We start from the raw sequence: 19,477 nt of genomic DNA, 5'->3' as shown, positions 1-19,477 counted from the left end.
CAGCTTCGCTCGCAACTGGCGCGAGTAGCACTATGTCCTCTGACCTGTGGAGCTTTTCCGTTACCACGTATTCTCGTCGTGGCGTTGAACGCGCATGCCTGCACTTGCAGTCCAGGGGTGTGAACGTGTGCCTGCTGCTGTGCGGGTTATGGCTGGGAGAACGGGGCGTTGCCTGCAGCGAGCGACGCTTGCAGCAGCTACGCGATGTAGCCGGGCCTTGGGATGCGGATGTCGTGCAACCATTGCGCACCTTGCGCCAGCAATGGAAAGCCGCTGCGAGCGAGGATGCCGGGCTGGATGATTTACGCGGACGCGTGAAGACACTGGAGATGGAAGCCGAAAGGCATTTGTTGCTGCGACTGGAACGTTTGACGCAGCGTTGGCCGCAGGATGAGGCGACCGATCTCTCGGCCTGGCTGGAAGGTGTGGCGGCAGGCGCCGCCAACCTGGACCGCGACGCGCTGCATCAGCTGCGCGTCGCGGCAACCGGCACTTAGGAAGCGCTGGTCGGGGTAGTGCTGGTGCTCGACGGCGCGGCTGGCGTTGGCACAGACGCAGTTGTCGGGGTGGTTGCTGCAGGTACGGGCGCAGCCGAAGCAGCGGGTGCGGGTGCTGCAGTCGCTGGCTTGGCAGCAGGCGCAGTGGCCGGTTTGGCAGCAGCGACCGGCTTTTTCACGGCCGGTTTTGCTGCTGGCTTGGCCGCGGTTTTGGCTGCTGGTTTCGCAGTCGGTTTGGCGGCTGGCTTGGCGGCTGGCTTGGCAGCGGCAGCGGGTTTGGCAGCAGCGGTTCTGGTAGCTGGTTTAGCAGCGGGTTTAGCCGCCGTTTTTACAGCGGTTTTCGCAGCAGGCTTGGCCGCGGCGGTTTTAGCTACAGCCGGTTTGGCGGCGGCAGTTTTAGCGGCTGGCTTGGCAGCAGGTTTAGCCGCTGCCGTTTTTGCGGCGGGTTTGGCAGCCGTGGTTTTTGCAGCCGGTTTAGCGGCAGCTGTTTTGGCGGCAGTTGTTTTGGCGGCAGTTGTTTTGGCAGCAGCAGGCTTGGCGGCAGGTTTGGCAGCCGTCGTTTTAGCTGCTGGTTTTGCAGCACTGGCAGCGACTGTTTTTTTCGCCGCCGGTTTTACGGCTGGCTTGGCTGTGGTTTTCACCGCAGTTTTGGCTGGTGCTTTCGCAGCAGCTGGTTTGGCCGCAGCCTTCTTCACAGGTGCCGCCGCTGGCTTGGCCGAACGCAGGGATAACGCCTTGCCGACAGCCTCCTGGACACGACCGACACCCTGGGCCAGTTTCAGGCTTTCTTGAGCATCGCGTTTGAGTTGCAGGATGTAGCTGCGCGTTTCGGACTGGCGATCCTTGAGGGCATCGAGCAAGTTCTCAAGTTCTTTCACCGCCTCCTTGGCCTTGGCTTGCGCCTTGGCTTTGCCGGCCGCCGCCGCATCCTGCAATTTGGTCCGGGATTTGTGCAGTTTTTCCTGCGCTTTTCCGCGCTGCTTCTCCAGTTTGGCGAGCAGTTTTTCAGCATCAGCCAAGGCTTGGGAACAAGCGTTTTCCAAATGCTCGAGCAGGCTGCCCGAGAGTTGTTGGAGTAAGTGCAACGGAGTATTTACTGGCTTCTTGGTGGCCGACATGATTTACCTCCTGGCTGACGTGAATGCGGCTCATACTAGACCTCTGCTGCAACCGCCGCTAGGGCCTGTTGACAGTATCGAAAGCACGCCGTTGCAACATCGCCAAAATGTTCTGCACGCAGCCAAAACCAGTTCACCTTCGAGCGCATCCACACTGGCATAATCCTGCTCATCCCAGGCTGGAGAGTGCCCATGTCGCGCTACCTTTTTTTATCGTTGTGCGTGTGTTTTTCTGTGGCACAAGCCACCGAAAAAAACGCCGCAAATGACACTCACGATCTCGCTTACAGCTTGGGCGCAAGTCTTGGCGAACGCTTGCGCCAGGAAGTTCCGGACCTGCAACTTCAGGCCCTGCTCGAAGGTTTGCAGCAAGCCTATCAAGGCAAGCCGCTGGCGCTGAAAGATGAGCGGATCGAACAGATTCTGGCTGAGCATGAAGCCCGGATTGCCATGCAGTCACCGGTACCGCAAAGCGAATTGGCACTGGAAAACGAGCGACGGTTTCTCATTGAAGAAAAAGCCAAACCCGGCGTGCGCGAACTGGCCGATGGAATACTGCTGACCGAGTGGGTGCAGGGCACCGGCGCCAAGGCCGGTCCGAATGGCAAAGTCCAGGTGCTGTATACCGGACGCCTGCCTGACGGCTCGGTGTTCGACCAGAACAGCCAGGCGCAGTGGTTCAGTCTCGATAGCGTAATCAGTGGATGGCGCAGTGCGCTGCAAAACATGCCGGTCGGCGCGAAATGGCGCCTGGTGATTCCGTCGGCGCAAGCCTACGGCGCCGACGGTGCCGGCGATGTGATCGCGCCGTTCACGCCGCTGGTATTCGAGGTCGAATTGCTGGGTGCTAAAAGCTGAAAGCCGTGAACGAAAAACGGCGCGCATAGGCGCACCGTTTTGAGGGTGTTGCCGGATACGGTTCAGGCCTGAACCGAATCCTCTTGCTTGTGAGCGGTGTGCAGCACTTCAATCAGGCAATCTTCCAGTTCGAAGCGTTCGTGCAACAAGCCACCCAGCTCCTTGAATTTCTCCGCGACACACTTGCCGGCATCACACAGATCGTTGAACGCCAGCAGCTTTTCGGTGATGACGTCGATGCGCGGGTAGATCTGCTCGGCGAGTTCCAGGCCACGCTTGTCGTTGAAGGCCTTGGCCTCACTTGTCAGTTGTTCGTAGATCTCGAAATGCCCGGCAGACACGTAGTCGACCAGCACACCGCAGAACTCCTGCAACCGTTTTCGGTCCTCGCTCAGAGCCTCGGGCTTGTCGCCGAGAGCATCATAGGCCCGAACCAGTTCGTGACGCTCCTGCAACCAGCGATCGATCAGCAGATGCACTCCACCCCAGCGTTCCTGAGCATTCTGACAACTTTCGAGCATGGTGATTCTCTCTTCCCTTGTGGGTCATGCTGCTCTACACCTGTCGCACTTGAAATCACGGATCGACCAGGCAGAGCGTCATTCGAGCAACATAAATCCAATGACACGTGCGGGCCAGATTATGCCCGCGCGCTTATAGCTTCAAGGTACGCAGGAGATAAAGTTCATACAAGTGTTTAATCTCCCGCCAACGCCCGGTGCGACGACTCGCCGCTGAGCGGTCGCTGGCATGCGATCCAGACAAGGCGCAGCAACTGATACCCGCCCAGAATCATCATCGCAACGAAGAACAACAGACTCCATTCCGGGATGCTCAGGTCGAACAGCGTCCAGGAAATTTCCGCGCAATCGGCGGTTCCTTTGAACATTCGCTGTACGACACACAGCCAGGGCGTACTGGCGAACAGATCAGCCAGATCAGGCGAGCATGCCGATAACTGATGTGCCGGATCGCTCTGCAACACCACCTGGCGCCACGCTGTGATGGTGCCCGCCAGACTGCAGAGCAGACCCAGCAACCAATACAGGAACAATCCGAAGCGGCCAGGCCCCTGCACTGAAGCCGCCAGACAGATACCCGTCAACAGCGCCAGGCAAACCCGCTGCAATAGGCACAACCCGCATGGCTTGAGGCCGACGGCATATTCCAGGTGATAGGAAACGCCCAAGGCCAGGGCACCTGCAATGAAAACCATGAAAAACAAGGAGCGTGAGCAGGCCAAAGACATGGCTTTTCCGTAACAGTAGAGACAGGCGGTTACGGTAGAGGAAAGCGCAGCAGCCTTTCAAGGCAGGCCGCCACGGACACTTCACCAGAAGTGTAGGGAATTCCCGACAGTGTCGAGAGGATTTGATGTAGTCCTCTGTAGGACTTTGCCGCCGAAGGATTACAGCGCTGAAACAGAGACGGATTCGAAGCGATTTCCGCCCGTTGCAGCAGCTGCCGAAGGCGGTGTTCGGCTGCGCAGCAGCCGTAAAACAGACACGGTTTGGTCAGCCAAGTCGCATTAAATCTGGGCGACTGCTGCGCAGCCGAACGCAGGCTGCGCCAGCTGCTACAGCTACAGCGAAATCAGGCGTGAGCCGGCACCGGCAGCGGTGCCGCCAGCAAGCGCTCATCCAGCAGGCCCAAGCCCTCCTGAAACAGCTGATTACTGCGTTGGGTATCACCCAGTTGCGCCAGCAACCGCGCCAGCTCGGCGCAGGCTTCAGGGTTGCGCTGCACGCGCAGGCTGCTCTCCAGATAATCCCGGGCTTTGCCCCACAGACTGCTTTGCAGGCACAAACGGCCCAGCGTCAGCAGCAGGCTCGGGTCGGCGGGATGATCCTTGAGCCAACCCTCGGCGGTGTGCAGCTGCCTGGCCGGATCACTGCCGCGAACCAGCCCGTACAGACGCGCCAGATGACTGTCGTATTGGCGCTTGAGGGCTGTCCGCAAAACTTCTTCGGCCTCGACCTGCGCGCCCAGTTGCCGCAATTGCTCGGCATAGGCCAGCACCAGTTGTGGTTCCTGGCGCTGAGCGCTGGTGAGTTGTTGCCAGGCGCGCTGCAGCGATTGCAAACCAACTGTTCCGTCTTCTTCCTGGTGGGCCGCCAACGAAAGATTTTCACCCCAGGCGCGGCGCTCCAGCTCAGCCAGTTCGGCCGGTGGCAATACCTTGTCCTTGCGTAACTCCGGCAACAAGCGAATCACGGCCGACCAGTCGCCCCGCTGCTGATGCAGGCGTTGCAACTGGCGCAGGGTCTGGACGTTATGGGGATGGCGTTCGTGCATGGCCTGCAGGGTCACCAGCGCACCGTCAGTATCGCCGCGGTCTGTCTGTAACTGGGCATGGCTCAAGGCAATCGCCAGCTCGGCCTGGGGCTGCCGCTCGAGGGCACGTTCCAGCAGGTTGTCGCTTTCCTCGTAGTGACCTTGTTCGTTCGCGGCACGGGCGGCACCGAGGTAATAGAGCAGCGGTTGGCGTTCGGCTTCCGCTGCGCGATATAAATGACGCTGCGCACTGGCCCAACGGCCCTCGGCCAAATCCAGCTGACCGTGTTCGATGGCCACTTGTACCCGCCGACTGCGATTGCGCCGGGACCATGGATTGACCACGCCACCGGAAGTCGTCACCAGCTCGATCAGCGCCTTGATGCCCCAGAACACCAGCCACAGCACAGCCACCAGGGCGAGGGTTGCCCACAGGCTCGATTCATAACGGAATGTTTTGTAGGCGATCAGCACGTAGCCGGAATGCTCGGCAATCGCCAGCCCGAGCGCGGCAGCCGCCGCGATGACGACGAACACGATGACATAGAGGCGCTTCATGGCGTGGCCTCCTGGGGGGTGCTCGCGGCAGGTTTGGCCAGAGGTTTCACCGACTCCTCGGCATTGATATTACGACGTTCAAGATAGGCCTGAACCGTACTCAAGGTGCCCGTCAGATCTGGCGTGACCACCGTGACTGGCTGCTTGCTCAACTCGACCACCTGCTCGAGCATGACTTTGCTCTGTGGGTTGTCCGGGTTGAAGTTGTTCTTGAGTACATCCCGCGCTTCAGCCAGCGCTTGGGTGTACACCGCGGCCTGACCATTGAGCGCGGCCCATTGCGCCTGTTCCAGCGCCAGACTCAGCGCCAGACGCACCTGGCTCAGGCTCTGCCCCGCCAGCAGCGGACGGACATTCTTGTCGGCGTTGAAATCGATGCGGATATAACGCGAGATCTGGTCCCACCATTGCGCCCAGCGACTGGCGCCGTCGCCATCAGCGGTCAGGCCCAACAGGGATTCGCCACGATCCTTGTACTCAGGTGCCAACTCGGTGAGGTTGATCACCTGATCACGCAAGGCACCCAGTTGCAGGAACAACCCGGTGCGATCCGGTTGTTCGGTACTGCGCAGGGCCACCAGGGTTTTGGCCACTTGCTCTCGAGCGGCGAAAGCCCCGGGGTCGTTCTGTTCACGGAGAATTTCGTCGGCGCCTTGCACCAGGGCCTGGGCGCTGTTGATGTCCTGCAATGCAGACAGACGCAGGCTGGCCAGACGCAGCAAGTGCTCGGCTTCGGCCAGACGCCAGTCCTTGCGGCTCGCGCCGAGGACGGTTTCCAGACGTTGATTCAGGCGTTGCTGATCGCCTTGGAGCTGAGTGACCAGACGATTGCGCGCGTCGAGCTCCTCGGCGGCCGGTATTTGCTCGAGGCGAGCCGTCAGGCGTTGCTCGTTGAGCTTCAGGCTCTGGGCCTGATCACTCAACGCCTGCACCTGATTCAACTGTTGCTGGTTAGTGGCTTGCAGGTGACGCACCTGCCAGACTCCCCAACCGCCCACGGCAACACCGGCGGCGCCCAACAGCAGCGCGACGATTGCCAACCCATTGCCTCGGCGCTGCTCAACAGCAGTTGGCGTAGTTTCAACCGGTGCATCAGCCGATGCATCAAGCACAGGCCGGACGTCATCTTTAGGCAAGGCTGTTTCGCTCACGTATCCATCCTTTGCATTAGAAAACGGGCACGGGATGTTCCCGTAACGCCGCCAGCAAGGCCGCGGCACTGGCGCCACGACAATCCACAACTGTTTGGGCCCCGGCGGCATGTGCCAGCGCGGCGACCCTGGGGCTTGGAACAAACAACGGCAACCGCACCATGCTCGGCCAGGCATCGCCAGCCAATCGGTGCAGGTGCTCAAAACCCTGTCCACTGCTGACCACCAGCCCGTTCAAGCGTTCCGCCCTGATCCGGTCTGGCAAGGTCGCCGACGGGTACCGCGGTAAACCGCGCCGGTACAACTCCAGATATTCGACACTAGCACCAAGCTCACGTAAACGCTCAGCCAGCAGCTCGCGCCCACCCTCCCCGCGCAGGATCAGCACCCGCGGATCAGGGCCGACGACAGCCTCGCGCAACGGCGCAAGCTCAAGCAAGGCTTCGCTGTCATCGCCGTCCACCGGGAAGCTCACATCCAGCCCGCTGTCCTTGAGAATCTGCGCCGTCGCCGCGCCCACGCTGAACCACTTCAGGCCCGATGGCTGCGACCCGTACTGGTTGAGCAGATCGACAGCGATTCTGGCGGCCGGTTTGCTGACCACGATCACCGCGCGATAGTTTTCCAGGTGCTGAATCACTTCGCGCATTGTGTCAGAGGCAGGAATCGGCTCGATATCCAAAAGCGGCAACGTGCTGCTGAAAACCCCCGCGTCGGCCAGCACCCGGGCGAGCGCCGCCGACTCCTGCGCAGGGCGTGTCAGCAACAGGCGCCAGCCGGTCACTCGTGCCCCGCCTCGCCGTAGACTGCTTTCAAAATGTCGGCAGCGCCCTGGTTCAGCAGGTCTTCAGCCACTTGCACACCCAAAGCCTGGGCATCAGCCCGCGGCGCCCGGGCCTGCGCGCTGAGCAACAGACCGCCGCCCGGATCCCCCACCAAACCGCGCAACCAGATCTGCTCGCCTTCAAGCACGGCGTAGCAAGCGATGGGCACCTGGCAGCCGCCATTCAGATGTTTATTGAGCGCACGTTCGGCGGTAACGCGAGTGGCCGTGTCCTGGTGATGCAGCGGCGCCAGCAACGCGTGGATCTCTGTGTCGGCGCTACGGCATTCGATACCGACCGCGCCCTGGCCACCGGCCGGCAGACTGTCTTCGACGCTGATGGCCGAGGTGATGCGGTCTTCGAAGCCCAGGCGAATCAAACCCGCCGCGGCGAGAATGATCGCGTCGTATTCACCGGCATCGAGCTTGGCCAGGCGAGTATTGACGTTGCCGCGCAGGAAGCGGATTTCCAGGTCCGGGCGACGGCTCAGCAACTGCGCCTGACGACGCAGGCTGGAGGTGCCGACGATGCTGCCTGGCGGCAACTCAGCCAGACTGGCGTAGGTATTGGAGACAAAGGCATCGCGTGGGTCTTCGCGCTCGCAGATGCAGAACAGACCGAGGCCTTCAGGGAAGTCCATCGGCACGTCTTTCATGGAATGCACGGCGATGTCGGCTGCGTTTTCCAGCAGCGCGGTTTCCAGCTCTTTGACGAACAGGCCCTTGCCGCCGATTTTGGACAGCGGCGAATCGAGCAGCTTGTCGCCACGACTGACCATCGGAACCAGCGTCACGAGCAGGCCCGGATGGGCCTCTTCCAGACGAGCCTTTACGTACTCGGCCTGCCATAGGGCGAGAGCACTTTTGCGGGTGGCGATGCGGATTTCGCGAGAGGACATGGATCAATCCGTACTGAAATAGATACGGCAGATAATAACAGCTCAGCCAAATCCGCTTTGACTTGTATCAGAAACCACGTGGCCTCCCTGGCCTTCTATGTCCGGTAACAGGCTGAAAATCCGCTTTTAAAGCTGTTGCATCATTTTGCGCACGCCGGCCACATGACGTCGACTGACGATCAGGGCATCGCCGTTCAGGCCTTTGAGAAATAATTGGAAATGCCCAAGGGGCGTACGCTGCAACCGCTCGATGCGTTCGCGAGCCACCAGTGCATTGCGGTGGATCCGCACAAAACGTTCGCCAAATTCGTCTTCAAGGGCCTTGAGTGGTTCGTCGAGCAGTACTTCACCACCTTCATGACGCAAGGTGACGTACTTGTGGTCGGCGATGAAGTAGACCACCTGACCCAACGGAATCAGTTCAATGCCTTTTCGGGTGCGAGCGCTGATGTGGCTGCGCGGACCGCTGCCGGTTTCGGCCGCCGGGCGAGTCAACGCCGCAAGCTGGACGCGATTGGGTCGCTCGGCTTTCTTTAATGCTTCCTGTAACTGTTCTGTGCGCACTGGCTTCACCAGATAGCCCACGGCGCTGGCCTGCAGGGCTTCCACGGCAAATTCATCGGGCCCGGTGCAAAACACCACGGCGGGCGGGGTTTCGCGTTCGCACAATCGTGCAGCCACTTGCAGGCCATCGAGGCCGGGCATGCGAATATCGAGCAGTACGATATCCGGTTTGTGGCTGTCGATCAGTGCCAACGCCTCTTCGCCGTTCGTGGCGCTGGGCTCCAGGACATTGTATCCCTCGAGCTCGCCAACCATTCGGCTCAGGCGCTCGCGGGCCAGGGGTTCGTCATCAACGATCAGGACATTCATATTGCGCTGGATTCCTGCGTGAGTCTCGCACAAGGATAGCGTAGACAGGTGAAGTGACGTCCGTCACCGCGATCCACGCTAAGACTAGCGCGAGGGCCAAAAAGTGCCGCGAGACCGGCGGCTAAATTTTCATTTGCCGCGTGACTGGCGGCCCAGGCCCGCACTGGCGAGACATCGCCGTAGGGTTTGCTGATACACAATATGAACACCCCTCTTCTCTCTATAGTCAGCTGCAGCATCGAGAAGTGCGCTGATCCTCTGTCCAACTGTAGACGGTTGCCGGGACGATATTGCTCAATTGAAAAATATCCTTGCGCAATTTGCGCATTGCTTGCTTCGAGCAGGGGGTGGCGCGATGAGAAAAAAACCTGTCGACCAGTGTCAGCGACAGGATTGGCAACCCTGTTATTATCCGCGTCAGCGTTTCACGCCATCTTTCTTCAAGCCGATACGAGCGAATTCATGAGCACTGACAAGACCAATCAGTCCTGGGGCGGCCGCTTCAGTGAACCCGTCGACGCCTTCGTCGCCCGCTTCACCGCCTCCGTCACCTTCGACCAGCGCCTGTATCGCCACGACATCATGGGTTCGATCGCCCACGCCAGCATGCTGGCCAAGGTTGGCGTGCTGACCGATGCCGAGCGCGACAGCATCATCGATGGCCTGAACACCATCCAGGGTGAAATCGAGGCCGGCCAGTTCGACTGGCGCATCGACCTTGAAGATGTGCACATGAACATCGAGGCGCGTTTGACCGACCGCATCGGCATAACCGGTAAAAAACTGCACACCGGCCGCAGCCGTAACGATCAGGTCGCCACCGACATCCGCCTGTGGCTGCGGGACGAGATCGACCTGATCCTGGGCGAAATCACCCGCCTGCAACAAGGCTTGCTGGAGCAGGCCGAGCGCGAAGCCGCCAGCATCATGCCAGGCTTCACTCACCTGCAAACCGCGCAGCCAGTGACCTTCGGGCATCACATGCTGGCCTGGTTCGAAATGCTCAGCCGCGACTACGAGCGCCTGGTCGACTGCCGCAAGCGCACCAACCGCATGCCGCTGGGCAGCGCCGCGCTGGCCGGCACCACGTACCCGATCGACCGCGAGTACACCGCTCAATTGCTAGGCTTCGACGCGGTCGGTGGTAACTCCCTGGACAACGTGTCCGATCGCGACTTCGCCATCGAATTCTGCTCGGCCGCGAGCATCGCGATGATGCACTTGTCGCGGTTCTCCGAAGAGCTGGTGCTGTGGACCAGCGCGCAGTTCCAGTTCATCGATCTGCCGGACCGTTTCTGCACCGGCAGCTCGATCATGCCGCAAAAGAAAAACCCGGACGTGCCAGAACTGGTTCGCGGCAAGACCGGCCGGGTATTCGGCGCGTTGATGGGCCTGCTGACCCTGATGAAAGGCCAGCCGCTGGCCTACAACAAGGACAACCAGGAAGACAAGGAACCGCTGTTCGACGCCGCCGATACCCTGCGCGACTCGCTACGCGCCTTCGCCGACATGATCCCGGCGATCAAGCCCAAGCACGCCATGATGCGCGAAGCGGCACTGCGCGGTTTCTCTACCGCCACCGACCTGGCTGACTACCTGGTACGCCGTGGCCTGCCGTTCCGGGATTGCCACGAAATCGTCGGCCATGCGGTGAAGTATGGCGTGGACACCGGCAAGGACCTGGCGGAAATGAGCCTTGAAGAATTGCGCAAGTTCAGCAACCAGATCGAGCAGGACGTATTTGCCGTGCTGACTCTGGAAGGCTCGGTGAATGCTCGCGATCACATCGGCGGGACGGCGCCGGCGCAGGTCAAGAAGGCTGTTGCTCGCGGTCAGGCGTTGCTCGCCAGCCGTTAAAAGCTTCGCGGGCAAGCCTCGCTCCTACATTAGGGGACTGTATTTGTCCTTGTAGGAGCGAGGCTTGCCCGCGAAGGCATTCTCAAGATCGTTACACGTCTACTTTTTGGACGCGATCATCGCCAGGAACGCCGGCATCGCCGCGTCCTTGTCCTTTGCGATCCGCTGCACATGCCGATTGTGCTCCAGACGCTCCAGCAGCGCCCTGGCCGCCGGCATCTCGGCCAACAGATCGATATCAAACAGCTTCCGCGCCACGGCACAAGCCATCGGTACGCTGTAGAGAAAATACAGATCGGCCACGCTCAGGCTGTCACCCGCCACATAGGGGGCGAATTTGCCATGCCTGCCCAGCGAGGCAAATCCCAGCAGTAGCTCGGCCTTGGTCTTGTCCTTGATCGCCTCCGGCACAGACATGCCGAAAAACGCTTCGGGGTAGCAGGCGCGCGCCGGCAGTTCGATGTACAACTCGATTTCCTTGGCCAAAGCCAGCGCCTGCGCTCGCTCGAAGGGATTGTCCGGCAGCAGCGGCGTGCCTGTCTGGCTCTGCTCGAGGTACTCGAGAATCACGCTGGTTTCGTTGATGAAACCTTGTTCGACACACAGCACCGGGACCTTTCCGCGCGGGCTGATCGCTAGCGTCTCGGGGGTAGTGCCTGGGTAAAACAGCACCTCTTCGAACGGCAATCCCTTTTCCAGCAACGCCAGCTTGACCATGTTGTAGTAGTTGCTGACGCAAAATCCATAAAGCTTGAGCATTAGTTAGCCTCCAGGCCGTGCAAGGGGTTGGCAGCGCCAGTTATAGAACGCCCGGGCACTTCTCGCCAGCAGCATCACAGCGCTGAATGCAGGTAAACTGGCCGCCTTAACTTGAGGAGCCTGCCATGAGCGAGCCAACTGACATCGACAACGACGAAGAAGAGTTCACCGAAACGACGCTGATCGAAGCCATCGAAAACCAGATCGAAAGCGACAATCCACCGGCGGCCAAGGCCACGTTCAACAAGCTGACCCTGGTGGGTTACGAGCGTGAGGAAATCCTCAACCTGATGGCCCACGTGCTGGCTTATGAAATCGATGCCATGCTCGATGACGACCGTGCCTTCAATACCGAATGGTATGAAACCGCGTTGCGCGCGCTGCCAGAGTTGCCGCCGGAAAAGAAATAAGCCCAATCCGTTTCGGGCACGGGACTGTGGCGAGGGGGTTTACCCCCGTTGGGTCGCGAAGCGGCCCCAAAAGCTTTGCGACTGCTTCGCAGCCGAACGGGGGCAAGCCCCCTCTCCACAAAAGCCCGCCTCCACATGGATTTGTCATCCATCCGTATTGCCTTGCCCCAGACGCTGACTGAACTGGAAACCACCTCAAGTGAAAAACCCTGTTACGAGCACTGGACATGCTGCGCGAGTGGGCTCACCTTAGGAGCGCTATCGTCCAATTCCTAGAAAGTCTGGAGTCCTTATGTCGCTTACCCCTGAGTTGGTTGCCGAACTGGAAATCCTCGCCCTCTTCAACCTGGACAGTTCCCAGGAAGGTTTGAAAATTCATCAGACCGCTGCCCCGAAAGCCATTGCCGCTGCCCAACGACTGTTCGACAAAGAATTGATTACCCAGCCCGATGGCGGTTATCTGACCAGCCTGGGGCGTGACGCTGCTCAAAATGTACAAACCCTTCTAACCATTTTGTCCGTACGCGAAACAGCCTGAACATCAGCGCATCGCCCACGGAAAGCTCTGTCACGGGATTTCCGCGGGCACACCTTGGTGCCCGCCGTCGCCGCGCGATAAAAACCTGACGCCAGAAATACAAAATCAGCTTAAAAGTCCCGGGGCCGAGGCGCTAAACTGCCCCTCATCCCGAGCCCTCCACATTCGAGCCCGCGAGCCGGATTGAGCTGACATGACCCGCACCCATGAAATCCGCCCCGATCTGGACGAGGGAATCGACCGCAAGGTTCTCAGCCAGTTGCGCGCCCGTTTTCTGAAGCTCAACGAGGGCCGCATGGCCCGCGCCATGGAAGGGCTATCGACCCGCCAGCAAACGGTGCTGAGCCTGCTGCCGCTGTTTTTCCACGTCAATCATCCGCTGTTGCCGGGTTACGTTTCAGGTAGCACCCCGGCAGGGCTGTCAAATTTCGAACCTGACGCCAATACCCTCGCCGAAGCCCAGCGCCTGACCCGCTCGTTTTCCTACAAACCACGCCACGGCAGCAACCCGCCGCGACCGATCCACGGCCTGTTCCTGATGGGCAGCCTCGGCACCTTGGCCCAGGCCGATCAGAGCGATATGGACGTGTGGGTCTGCCACGGGCCGGACTTGAGCGAAAGCGAGCTCACGGAGCTGCGCAAAAAATGCCAGCTACTTGAAACATGGGCGGCCAGCCAGGGTGCCGAGGCGCATCTCTTCCTGATCGACCCTGCGCGGTTCGTGCTCGGTGAGCGCGATACCCAATTGAGTTCGGAAGATTGCGGCACCACCCAGCATTACCTGCTGCTGGACGAGTTCTACCGCACCGCGATCTGGCTGGCCGGCCGCACCCCCATCTGGTGGCTGGTGCCGGTTTATGAAGAGGCAGCGTATGACCGTTATACCCACACGCTGTTATCCAAGCGTTTCATCCGTTCCGACGAAACCCTGGACCTGGGGCATCTGGCCTATATCCCGCCCGGAGAATTCATCGGTGCCGGGCTCTGGCAATTGTTCAAAGGCATTGAGTCACCCTACAAATCCGTGCTCAAACTGTTGCTGACCGAGGTCTATGCCAGTGAACACCCCAAGGTCCACTGCCTGAGCCTGCGCTTCAAGCAGGCGGTGTTTGCCAATCAGCTGGACCTGGATGAACTGGATCCATACGTCGTGGTTTACCGGCGTATCGAGGAATACCTCACGGCCCGGGGCGAATCGGAACGCCTGGAGCTGGTGCGCCGCGCGCTGTACTTGAAGGTCAACCGCAAACTCACCGGCAGCAGCGGTCGCACCCAGAACTGGCAGCGTTCGTTGCTCGAACGCCTGGCCCACGAATGGCAGTGGGATCAGCGTCAGCTTGCGTTGCTCGATAGCCGCAGCCAATGGAAGGTCCGCCAGGTCAGCGCCGAACGCCGAGCCTTGGTCGGCGAGCTGAATTACAGCTACCGCTTCCTGACGCAGTTTGCCCGCAACGAGCAGACCGTCAGCCTGATCAACAAACGCGACCTCAATGTACTGGGGCGGCGTTTGTACGCGGCCTTCGAGCGCAAGGCCGACAAGGTCGAATTCATCAACCCGGGCATTGCCCCTGATCTGGCCGAAGACACTCTGACGCTGGTGCAGGCGCCAAACAAGAAAGAACCGGGGCAAACCCAATGGGGTCTGTACAACGGCAGCCTGACGGCCCATGAGTGGGAACATTTCGCGCCGATCAAGCGCAGCCGTCAGTTATTGGAATTGCTCACCTGGTGCCACCGCAACGGCGTGATCGACAGCAGCACCCGCCTGGCCCTGCATCCCGGCACCAGCGATTTGAGCGAGTTCGAACTGTTCAACCTGCTCGGCAGCCTGCAACAAAGCATCGCCCTGCCCCTGAGTACTGTCGCCGAAGAGCCTTTACTGCGCGCCAGCGTGCCAAGCGAAGTACTGATTCTGGTGAATGTCGGCATCGACCCGCTCAAGCACCATCGCGACCTGAACATCCTGATGACCACCGAACGCACCGATTCCCTGAGTTACGCCGGCGTGCGGGAAAACCTGGTGCTGACCCTGGACCAGGTCACGCTCAATAGCTGGAACGAAGTGCTGGTCAGCCGCTTTGACGGCCCCCATGCCCTGCTCGACTGCCTGCGCGATTACCTCAACACCCTGCCGGACGGGCCACAACAGCCCAAGGTGCGGGTACGTTGTTTCTGCCACAACCGCGCGCAATTCATTGCCCGGCGAGTCGAGGACATTCTCGACACCGCGCAGAACCTGCTACTGAGCAAACTCAATCATCGTTACCTGATTCAGGTCCAGCAGCACTACCACGTGCTGGAACTGGTGCCGGGCCAGGTCAATCACATTGCCCTCGCCACCCTGCCAGCGCTGTTCGATTACCTTGGCGAAGAACTGGTGAGCTACAGCCCGTTTCATCTGGATCCTATGGCACTGGAAGATCACGACCTGGCGCTGATCCTGCCCATGGGGCAACCCGATTGCGTTCAGGTGTTCTACCGGATCAACGAACATCAGGCCGAGGTGTATGTTCTGGATGAGTTCAATGCCCTGTGGCAGCAGCGCTTGCCCTATCACGACGAACAGAGCCTGCTGGTGCCGCTGCAGCGCTTCCTGCAATCGATCCAGTACCGGCGTGATGCCTTGCTGCCGATGGACGCTGCCCAACCATTAAGTCTGGACACTTTGTATTACCAGTTGTTGCCTTCAGGTACCGCACGGGCGCGTCGCGTCGAAACCCGGCCGGCACCGCAATCCCCCGTCAACAAGCCGTTCTATGACGTGCAAGCCATCATCGGCAAAGCCGCACCAGGGCAGGTGCAGGTCACGCTGTATTGCAACCAGCGGGAATTTTGCGAACTGGAATATGGCGACCAACTGTTCAGCGTGGTCGCCCGGGAAATCGTCGAGCAGCGCCGCGAGGCCAAACGCTATCGCTGCTACATCACCGACCTGGACCTGTCGGGGCTGCTCGGTGATGGTCAGGGTTCAAGCCATCTGTATCTGCGCTACAAGGCCGACCTGGAACGCGCACTGAACGAGGCGCTCGAGCAGGTCTGAGGCGTGGTCAAACGTTGAAATCACCGCCATGGTCAGGTTGCGATTCGACTTCAAGCAACGTCAGTTTGAGGGTCTTGCCGCCCGGTGCCGGCCAGTCGATGTGCTGACCGACTCTCAAGCCCAGCAAAGCACTGCCCACCGGCGCCAGAATGGAAATCCGGCCTTCGTCGGCGTTGGCATCCTTGGGGTAAACCAGGGTCAGGTGATAGTCCTTGCCGCTGCTTTCTTCACGGCAATGCACGCGGGAGTTCATCGTCACGACGTCGGCGGGCACCTCTTCGTGACCGACCAGGGTATCGGCGCGATCCAGTTCGGTTTGCAGCGCGATCACGCCCGGCAGCGTGTTATCCAGGCTGTCGATCAGGCGCTCCAGACGTTGCACGTCCAGACGGGTAAGGGTGATGGAAGGTGCGGTCATGATCAGGGCAGACTCCTTTCTTCTGCACGAAAAAAGCAAAACCCCGCCAGAAGAAGGCGGGGTTTTCACGAGCCTCGGTGGGTTGAGGCGTCTCTGGACACTATCACAGCTCAATAAATATACAAGTCATGACCCGAAGGCCCCACGCCCCTGTAGGAGCTGCCGAAGGCTGCGATCTTTTGATCTTCCGTCGGCGCGACTTATAAAGATCAAAAGATCGCAGCCTTCGGCAGCTCCTACAGGGGTCGGGTTAGCCTTTGGTTTTGCGGTCGAGGGCCTGCGCACAAATCACCCGCCGCCGCTCATCATCGGCCGAGCGCCATTCACGGATGTCTTCGACATGGCGAAAACACCCAAGACAAACCTTCTGCTCATCCAGCCGACACACGCCACTGCACGGCGAAGGCACCGCCGGGCTGATATTGCTGTAAAGCGGTTTGGGCGGACGAACGGACGCAGGCTGAGTCACGATCTCACAAACCTTCGAAATCGAGTTCGACGTCAGCCTGCTGCTTGACGATGCGTTCTAGCATTTCGCCCAGCTGCTCTTCGCTCTTGTCGCACATCCAGCGCTCGCTCTCCTCGTCGTAGTCGAAGTGAAAGCCGCCGGACACCGCCGCCAGCCACAACTGCCGCAGCGGCTCCTGGCGACTGAAGATCAGCGCGGTGCCGTTTTCGAACTTGACGGTGAGCACACCGGCCGAGCTCTCCAGATCGATATCCAGTTCACTATCGTCAAAAATATCCTCCAGCGTCTGCTGGGTCGCATCGACCAGGTCGTGGAAGCGGGCTTCGGTCAAACTCATTGCGGGAACCTCAAAAAGTGTCTACTCACGCTCAAGCGCCGCAAGATACGGGCGAGCCCCGGTGATTGCAAAGGATAACCACCCAGGGCCCTGTCGGTACATCCAACACTGCTCTCTGTGAGAGCGAGTCTGTTTGCGAAGCGAGGGCACTTGCAACATCGCGGGTGACTGACATACCGCCATCGCGTGCATCTCACAAGGAGAGCCGCGTTCCGGCGGTGACAAGACAAGCCCCGCCGGACGGGAGGTGCGTCGCATAGGCAAGCTGCCGGGTGGCCGGTATACTCCGGCGCAATTAACGCATTTTCAAGGATTTCGCCATGAAGCGCCTGATCTCTTCCCTTGCTGCGCTCACTTCGCTCGTCGCTTTTGTCAGCTTGTTATCGGCCTGTGGTCAAAAAGGCCCGCTGTACCTGCCTGATGAAAATCAGGACCCCGCAGAGCAAGCCAAATCGTCGCAGCAGACTCCGTCGAAAGCCCACAAGCACGACGTCTACTAAGGGAACGCTATGGACGCTTTTAACTACCGTGACGGTGAGCTGTTCGCGGAAGGGGTTGCCCTGTCCGCCATCGCCGAGCGCTTTGGTACACCGACCTACGTTTATTCCCGTGCCCACATCGAAGCCCAATACCTGGCGTATGCCGATGCGTTGGCCGGCATGCCACACCTGGTCTGCTTTGCGGTCAAGGCCAACTCTAACCTGGGTGTACTGAATGTCCTGGCGCGTTTGGGCGCCGGTTTCGACATCGTTTCCCGTGGCGAGCTGGAACGCGTGCTGGCCGCTGGCGGCACTGCGGACAAGATCGTGTTCTCCGGTGTCGGCAAGACCCGTGATGACATGCGTCGTGCGCTGGAAGTCGGCGTGCACTGCTTCAACGTCGAATCCACCGATGAGCTCGAACGCCTGCAAGTGGTGGCCGCGGAGCTGGGCGTTCGCGCGCCGATCTCGTTGCGCGTGAACCCGGATGTTGATGCCGGCACCCACCCGTACATTTCCACCGGCCTCAAGGAAAACAAGTTCGGCATCGCCATCGCCGACGCCGAGGACGTGTACGTGCGCGCCGCACAACTGCCTAACCTGGAAGTGGTCGGCGTCGATTGCCACATCGGTTCGCAACTGACCACCCTGCCACCGTTCATCGATGCCCTCGACCGCCTGCTGGGCCTGGTCGACCGCCTCGGCGATTGCGGCATCTACCTGCGCCACATCGATCTCGGTGGTGGTTTGGGCGTGCGTTATCGCGATGAAGAGCCGCCATTGGCTGGCGACTACATCAAAGCCGTGCGCGAACGTCTCGACGGTCGTGACCTGGCGCTGGTATTCGAGCCGGGCCGTTTCATTGTCGCCAACGCCGGCGTGCTGCTGACCCAGGTCGAGTACCTCAAGCACACCGAACACAAAGACTTCGCCATCGTCGATGCGGCCATGAACGACCTGATCCGCCCGGCGCTGTATCAGGCCTGGATGGACGTCACCGCCGTGCGCCCGCGCAACAGCGCCGCTCGTGCCTACGACATCGTCGGCCCGATCTGCGAAACCGGCGACTTCCTGGCCAAGGATCGTCAACTGGCCCTGGAAGAAGGCGACCTGCTGGCTGTGCATTCGGCCGGTGCCTATGGGTTTGTCATGAGTTCCAACTACAACACCCGCGGCCGCGCCGCTGAAGTGTTGGTGGACGGTGATCAGGCATTTGAAGTGCGTCGCCGTGAGACGGTAGCCGAGTTGTTTGCTGGCGAAAGCCTGCTGCCGGAGTAAAACCATGCTGCTGCGTTTTACCAAGATGCACGGCCTGGGCAATGATTTCATGGTCCTCGACCTGGTCAGCCAGCACGCGCACATCCTGCCTAAACACGCCAAACAATGGGGCGATCGGCACACGGGGATCGGTTTCGACCAGTTGTTGATCGTCGAGGCGCCGAGCAACCCGGACGTGGACTTCCGCTATCGGATCTTCAACGCCGACGGCTCCGAAGTGGAACAGTGCGGCAATGGTGCGCGCTGCTTCGCCCGCTTCGTGCTCGACAAGCGCCTGACCGCCAAGCGGCTGATTCGCGTCGAGACCAAAAGCGGCATTATCGAACTGGACATCCGCAACGATGGCCAGATCTGCGTCAACATGGGCGCCCCGCGCCTGGTGCCGGCCGAGATTCCATTCGATGCCCCGAGCCAGGCCCTGAGCTATCAGGTCGACGTCGACGGCACCCAGGTCGAACTGGCCGCGGTGTCCATGGGCAACCCCCATGCCGTGTTGCGGGTCAGCGATATCAACAACGCACCGGTGCATGAACTGGGGCCGAAAATCGAACATCACTCGCGCTTTCCGGCACGGGTCAATGTCGGTTTTCTCCAGGTCATCGACCGGAACCGTGCGCAGTTGCGCGTCTGGGAGCGCGGGGCCGGAGAAACCCAGGCGTGCGGAACCGGCGCCTGTGCTGCCGCAGTCGCCGCGATCAGCCAGGGGTGGATGGATTCGCCGCTATTAATCGACCTGCCCGGCGGGCGTCTGTCCATTGAATGGGCAGGCCCTGGCCAACCGGTCATGATGACCGGCCCGGCAGTACGCGTATACGAAGGACAAGTGCGTCTTTGAGTGAGC

Annotated in this window: 21 protein-coding genes; 9 read left to right on the top strand and 12 right to left on the bottom strand. The window is 60.3% G+C overall.

Translation table 11 applies throughout. The features are described from left to right. The first annotated feature begins 32 nt into the window (after window positions 1–32). Window positions 33–497: a TIGR02444 family protein gene (locus tag FHW68_RS13405; protein WP_095633125.1), complete on the top strand. Its 465-nt coding sequence runs from the start codon at window positions 33–35 to the stop codon at window positions 495–497. On the opposite strand, the gene FHW68_RS13400 is transcribed toward FHW68_RS13405, so the two are convergent. Further along, the gene (locus FHW68_RS13400; RefSeq protein WP_183680740.1) at window positions 494–1,615 is read right to left on the bottom strand and encodes an AlgP family protein; all 1,122 of its coding nucleotides are present in this window, start codon (window positions 1,613–1,615) and stop codon (window positions 494–496) included. The genes FHW68_RS13405 and FHW68_RS13400 overlap by 4 nt on opposite strands. Before the next feature lie 192 nt (window positions 1,616–1,807). Between FHW68_RS13400 and FHW68_RS13395 the strand changes: the two genes are divergently transcribed. Beyond that, on the top strand, window positions 1,808–2,473 hold the full coding sequence (locus FHW68_RS13395; RefSeq protein WP_095633123.1) for an FKBP-type peptidyl-prolyl cis-trans isomerase: 666 nt from the start codon (window positions 1,808–1,810) through the stop codon (window positions 2,471–2,473). Between the two features lie 62 nt (window positions 2,474–2,535). Here the strand turns inward: FHW68_RS13395 and rsd are convergent, their stop codons facing one another. The 7 genes from rsd to FHW68_RS13360 all read right to left on the bottom strand — a co-directional run bounded on the left by rsd (window position 2,536) and on the right by FHW68_RS13360 (window position 9,051). Then, window positions 2,536–2,994, bottom strand: coding sequence for a sigma D regulator (rsd, locus tag FHW68_RS13390; RefSeq protein WP_095633122.1), 459 nt, complete (start codon window positions 2,992–2,994; stop codon window positions 2,536–2,538). Between the two features lie 176 nt (window positions 2,995–3,170). Beyond that, entirely contained in the window at window positions 3,171–3,722 is a 552-nt protein-coding gene (locus FHW68_RS13385) for a disulfide bond formation protein B (protein ID WP_095633121.1), read from the bottom strand. Between the two features lie 344 nt (window positions 3,723–4,066). Further along, complete coding sequence (locus FHW68_RS13380; protein WP_095633120.1) at window positions 4,067–5,305, bottom strand: heme biosynthesis protein HemY; 1,239 nt, start codon at window positions 5,303–5,305, stop codon at window positions 4,067–4,069. Then, on the bottom strand, window positions 5,302–6,456 hold the full coding sequence (locus tag FHW68_RS13375) for a uroporphyrinogen-III C-methyltransferase (RefSeq protein ID WP_095633119.1): 1,155 nt from the start codon (window positions 6,454–6,456) through the stop codon (window positions 5,302–5,304). The genes FHW68_RS13380 and FHW68_RS13375 overlap by 4 nt, the downstream gene beginning before the upstream one ends. Before the next feature lie 16 nt (window positions 6,457–6,472). Then, window positions 6,473–7,240, bottom strand: a complete 768-nt coding sequence (locus tag FHW68_RS13370; protein ID WP_095633118.1) for a uroporphyrinogen-III synthase — start codon at window positions 7,238–7,240, stop codon at window positions 6,473–6,475. Next, a complete protein-coding gene (gene hemC / locus FHW68_RS13365; protein ID WP_095633117.1) occupies window positions 7,237–8,178 on the bottom strand; it encodes a hydroxymethylbilane synthase in 942 nt (313 codons plus the stop codon). Before hemC ends, FHW68_RS13370 begins: the two co-directional genes overlap by 4 nt. A 126-nt stretch (window positions 8,179–8,304) precedes the next feature. Further along, complete coding sequence (locus FHW68_RS13360) at window positions 8,305–9,051, bottom strand: LytTR family DNA-binding domain-containing protein (RefSeq protein WP_095633116.1); 747 nt, start codon at window positions 9,049–9,051, stop codon at window positions 8,305–8,307. 462 nt (window positions 9,052–9,513) lie between these two features. Between FHW68_RS13360 and argH the strand changes: the two genes are divergently transcribed. Beyond that, window positions 9,514–10,908 (top strand): argininosuccinate lyase, encoded by a 1,395-nt coding sequence (gene argH, locus FHW68_RS13355; protein WP_183680738.1) that lies wholly within the window; start codon window positions 9,514–9,516, stop codon window positions 10,906–10,908. Window positions 10,909–11,007: 99 nt separating this feature from the next. Here argH and FHW68_RS13350 read toward each other — a convergent pair whose 3' ends face one another. Further along, a complete protein-coding gene (locus FHW68_RS13350) occupies window positions 11,008–11,667 on the bottom strand; it encodes a glutathione S-transferase (protein WP_095633114.1) in 660 nt (219 codons plus the stop codon). A gap of 125 nt (window positions 11,668–11,792) precedes the next feature. Between FHW68_RS13350 and FHW68_RS13345 the strand changes: the two genes are divergently transcribed. The 3 genes from FHW68_RS13345 to FHW68_RS13335 all read left to right on the top strand — a co-directional run bounded on the left by FHW68_RS13345 (window position 11,793) and on the right by FHW68_RS13335 (window position 15,655). Beyond that, on the top strand, window positions 11,793–12,077 hold the full coding sequence (locus FHW68_RS13345) for a hypothetical protein (RefSeq protein ID WP_095633113.1): 285 nt from the start codon (window positions 11,793–11,795) through the stop codon (window positions 12,075–12,077). Window positions 12,078–12,369: 292 nt separating this feature from the next. Beyond that, a complete protein-coding gene (locus FHW68_RS13340; RefSeq protein WP_095633112.1) occupies window positions 12,370–12,615 on the top strand; it encodes a TIGR02647 family protein in 246 nt (81 codons plus the stop codon). Between the two features lie 193 nt (window positions 12,616–12,808). Next, entirely contained in the window at window positions 12,809–15,655 is a 2,847-nt protein-coding gene (locus tag FHW68_RS13335) for a class I adenylate cyclase (RefSeq protein WP_183680736.1), read from the top strand. A gap of 7 nt (window positions 15,656–15,662) precedes the next feature. On the opposite strand, the gene rnk is transcribed toward FHW68_RS13335, so the two are convergent. From rnk to cyaY, 3 genes are all read right to left on the bottom strand, one after another. Further along, a complete protein-coding gene (rnk, locus tag FHW68_RS13330; protein WP_095633110.1) occupies window positions 15,663–16,073 on the bottom strand; it encodes a nucleoside diphosphate kinase regulator in 411 nt (136 codons plus the stop codon). Between the two features lie 250 nt (window positions 16,074–16,323). Next, complete coding sequence (locus FHW68_RS13325; RefSeq protein ID WP_183680734.1) at window positions 16,324–16,542, bottom strand: DUF1289 domain-containing protein; 219 nt, start codon at window positions 16,540–16,542, stop codon at window positions 16,324–16,326. A 4-nt stretch (window positions 16,543–16,546) separates the two neighbouring features. Then, on the bottom strand, window positions 16,547–16,879 hold the full coding sequence (gene cyaY, locus FHW68_RS13320; RefSeq protein WP_095633108.1) for an iron donor protein CyaY: 333 nt from the start codon (window positions 16,877–16,879) through the stop codon (window positions 16,547–16,549). A 320-nt stretch (window positions 16,880–17,199) separates the two neighbouring features. Between cyaY and lptM the strand changes: the two genes are divergently transcribed. Genes lptM through dapF form a run of 3 tightly spaced genes read left to right on the top strand, consistent with a single transcriptional unit; the run spans window position 17,200 to window position 19,471 of the window. Further along, entirely contained in the window at window positions 17,200–17,379 is a 180-nt protein-coding gene (lptM, locus tag FHW68_RS13315) for an LPS translocon maturation chaperone LptM (protein WP_095633106.1), read from the top strand. A gap of 9 nt (window positions 17,380–17,388) precedes the next feature. Further along, window positions 17,389–18,636, top strand: coding sequence for a diaminopimelate decarboxylase (gene lysA, locus FHW68_RS13310; RefSeq protein ID WP_095633105.1), 1,248 nt, complete (start codon window positions 17,389–17,391; stop codon window positions 18,634–18,636). Window positions 18,637–18,640: 4 nt separating this feature from the next. Beyond that, complete coding sequence (gene dapF / locus FHW68_RS13305) at window positions 18,641–19,471, top strand: diaminopimelate epimerase (RefSeq protein ID WP_183680732.1); 831 nt, start codon at window positions 18,641–18,643, stop codon at window positions 19,469–19,471. The last annotated feature ends 6 nt before the right edge of the window (window positions 19,472–19,477 follow it).

Origin of the sequence: Pseudomonas sp. Tn43 (assembly GCF_014192635.1) — a bacterium.
Taxonomy (GTDB): domain Bacteria; phylum Pseudomonadota; class Gammaproteobacteria; order Pseudomonadales; family Pseudomonadaceae; genus Aquipseudomonas.
Note: the sequence above shows the minus strand (reverse complement) of the source record. Positions and strands in the feature narration are given on the sequence as shown.

What these genes read in the sequence shown, in the direction of transcription:
- FHW68_RS13360 (WP_095633116.1), bottom strand. Translation starts at nt 9,051, where the DNA reads ATGAATGTCCTGATCGTTGATGACGAACCCCTGGCCCGCGAGCGCCTG.
- FHW68_RS13405 (WP_095633125.1), top strand. Translation starts at nt 33, where the DNA reads ATGTCCTCTGACCTGTGGAGCTTTTCCGTTACCACGTATTCTCGTCGT.
- FHW68_RS13380 (WP_095633120.1), bottom strand. Translation starts at nt 5,305, where the DNA reads ATGAAGCGCCTCTATGTCATCGTGTTCGTCGTCATCGCGGCGGCTGCC.
- FHW68_RS13335 (WP_183680736.1), top strand. Translation starts at nt 12,809, where the DNA reads ATGACCCGCACCCATGAAATCCGCCCCGATCTGGACGAGGGAATCGAC.
- rnk (WP_095633110.1), bottom strand. Translation starts at nt 16,073, where the DNA reads ATGACCGCACCTTCCATCACCCTTACCCGTCTGGACGTGCAACGTCTG.
- FHW68_RS13345 (WP_095633113.1), top strand. Translation starts at nt 11,793, where the DNA reads ATGAGCGAGCCAACTGACATCGACAACGACGAAGAAGAGTTCACCGAA.
- FHW68_RS13395 (WP_095633123.1), top strand. Translation starts at nt 1,808, where the DNA reads ATGTCGCGCTACCTTTTTTTATCGTTGTGCGTGTGTTTTTCTGTGGCA.
- FHW68_RS13340 (WP_095633112.1), top strand. Translation starts at nt 12,370, where the DNA reads ATGTCGCTTACCCCTGAGTTGGTTGCCGAACTGGAAATCCTCGCCCTC.
- rsd (WP_095633122.1), bottom strand. Translation starts at nt 2,994, where the DNA reads ATGCTCGAAAGTTGTCAGAATGCTCAGGAACGCTGGGGTGGAGTGCAT.
- argH (WP_183680738.1), top strand. Translation starts at nt 9,514, where the DNA reads ATGAGCACTGACAAGACCAATCAGTCCTGGGGCGGCCGCTTCAGTGAA.
- hemC (WP_095633117.1), bottom strand. Translation starts at nt 8,178, where the DNA reads ATGTCCTCTCGCGAAATCCGCATCGCCACCCGCAAAAGTGCTCTCGCC.
- cyaY (WP_095633108.1), bottom strand. Translation starts at nt 16,879, where the DNA reads ATGAGTTTGACCGAAGCCCGCTTCCACGACCTGGTCGATGCGACCCAG.
- dapF (WP_183680732.1), top strand. Translation starts at nt 18,641, where the DNA reads ATGCTGCTGCGTTTTACCAAGATGCACGGCCTGGGCAATGATTTCATG.
- FHW68_RS13350 (WP_095633114.1), bottom strand. Translation starts at nt 11,667, where the DNA reads ATGCTCAAGCTTTATGGATTTTGCGTCAGCAACTACTACAACATGGTC.
- FHW68_RS13385 (WP_095633121.1), bottom strand. Translation starts at nt 3,722, where the DNA reads ATGTCTTTGGCCTGCTCACGCTCCTTGTTTTTCATGGTTTTCATTGCA.
- FHW68_RS13400 (WP_183680740.1), bottom strand. Translation starts at nt 1,615, where the DNA reads ATGTCGGCCACCAAGAAGCCAGTAAATACTCCGTTGCACTTACTCCAA.
- lptM (WP_095633106.1), top strand. Translation starts at nt 17,200, where the DNA reads ATGAAGCGCCTGATCTCTTCCCTTGCTGCGCTCACTTCGCTCGTCGCT.
- lysA (WP_095633105.1), top strand. Translation starts at nt 17,389, where the DNA reads ATGGACGCTTTTAACTACCGTGACGGTGAGCTGTTCGCGGAAGGGGTT.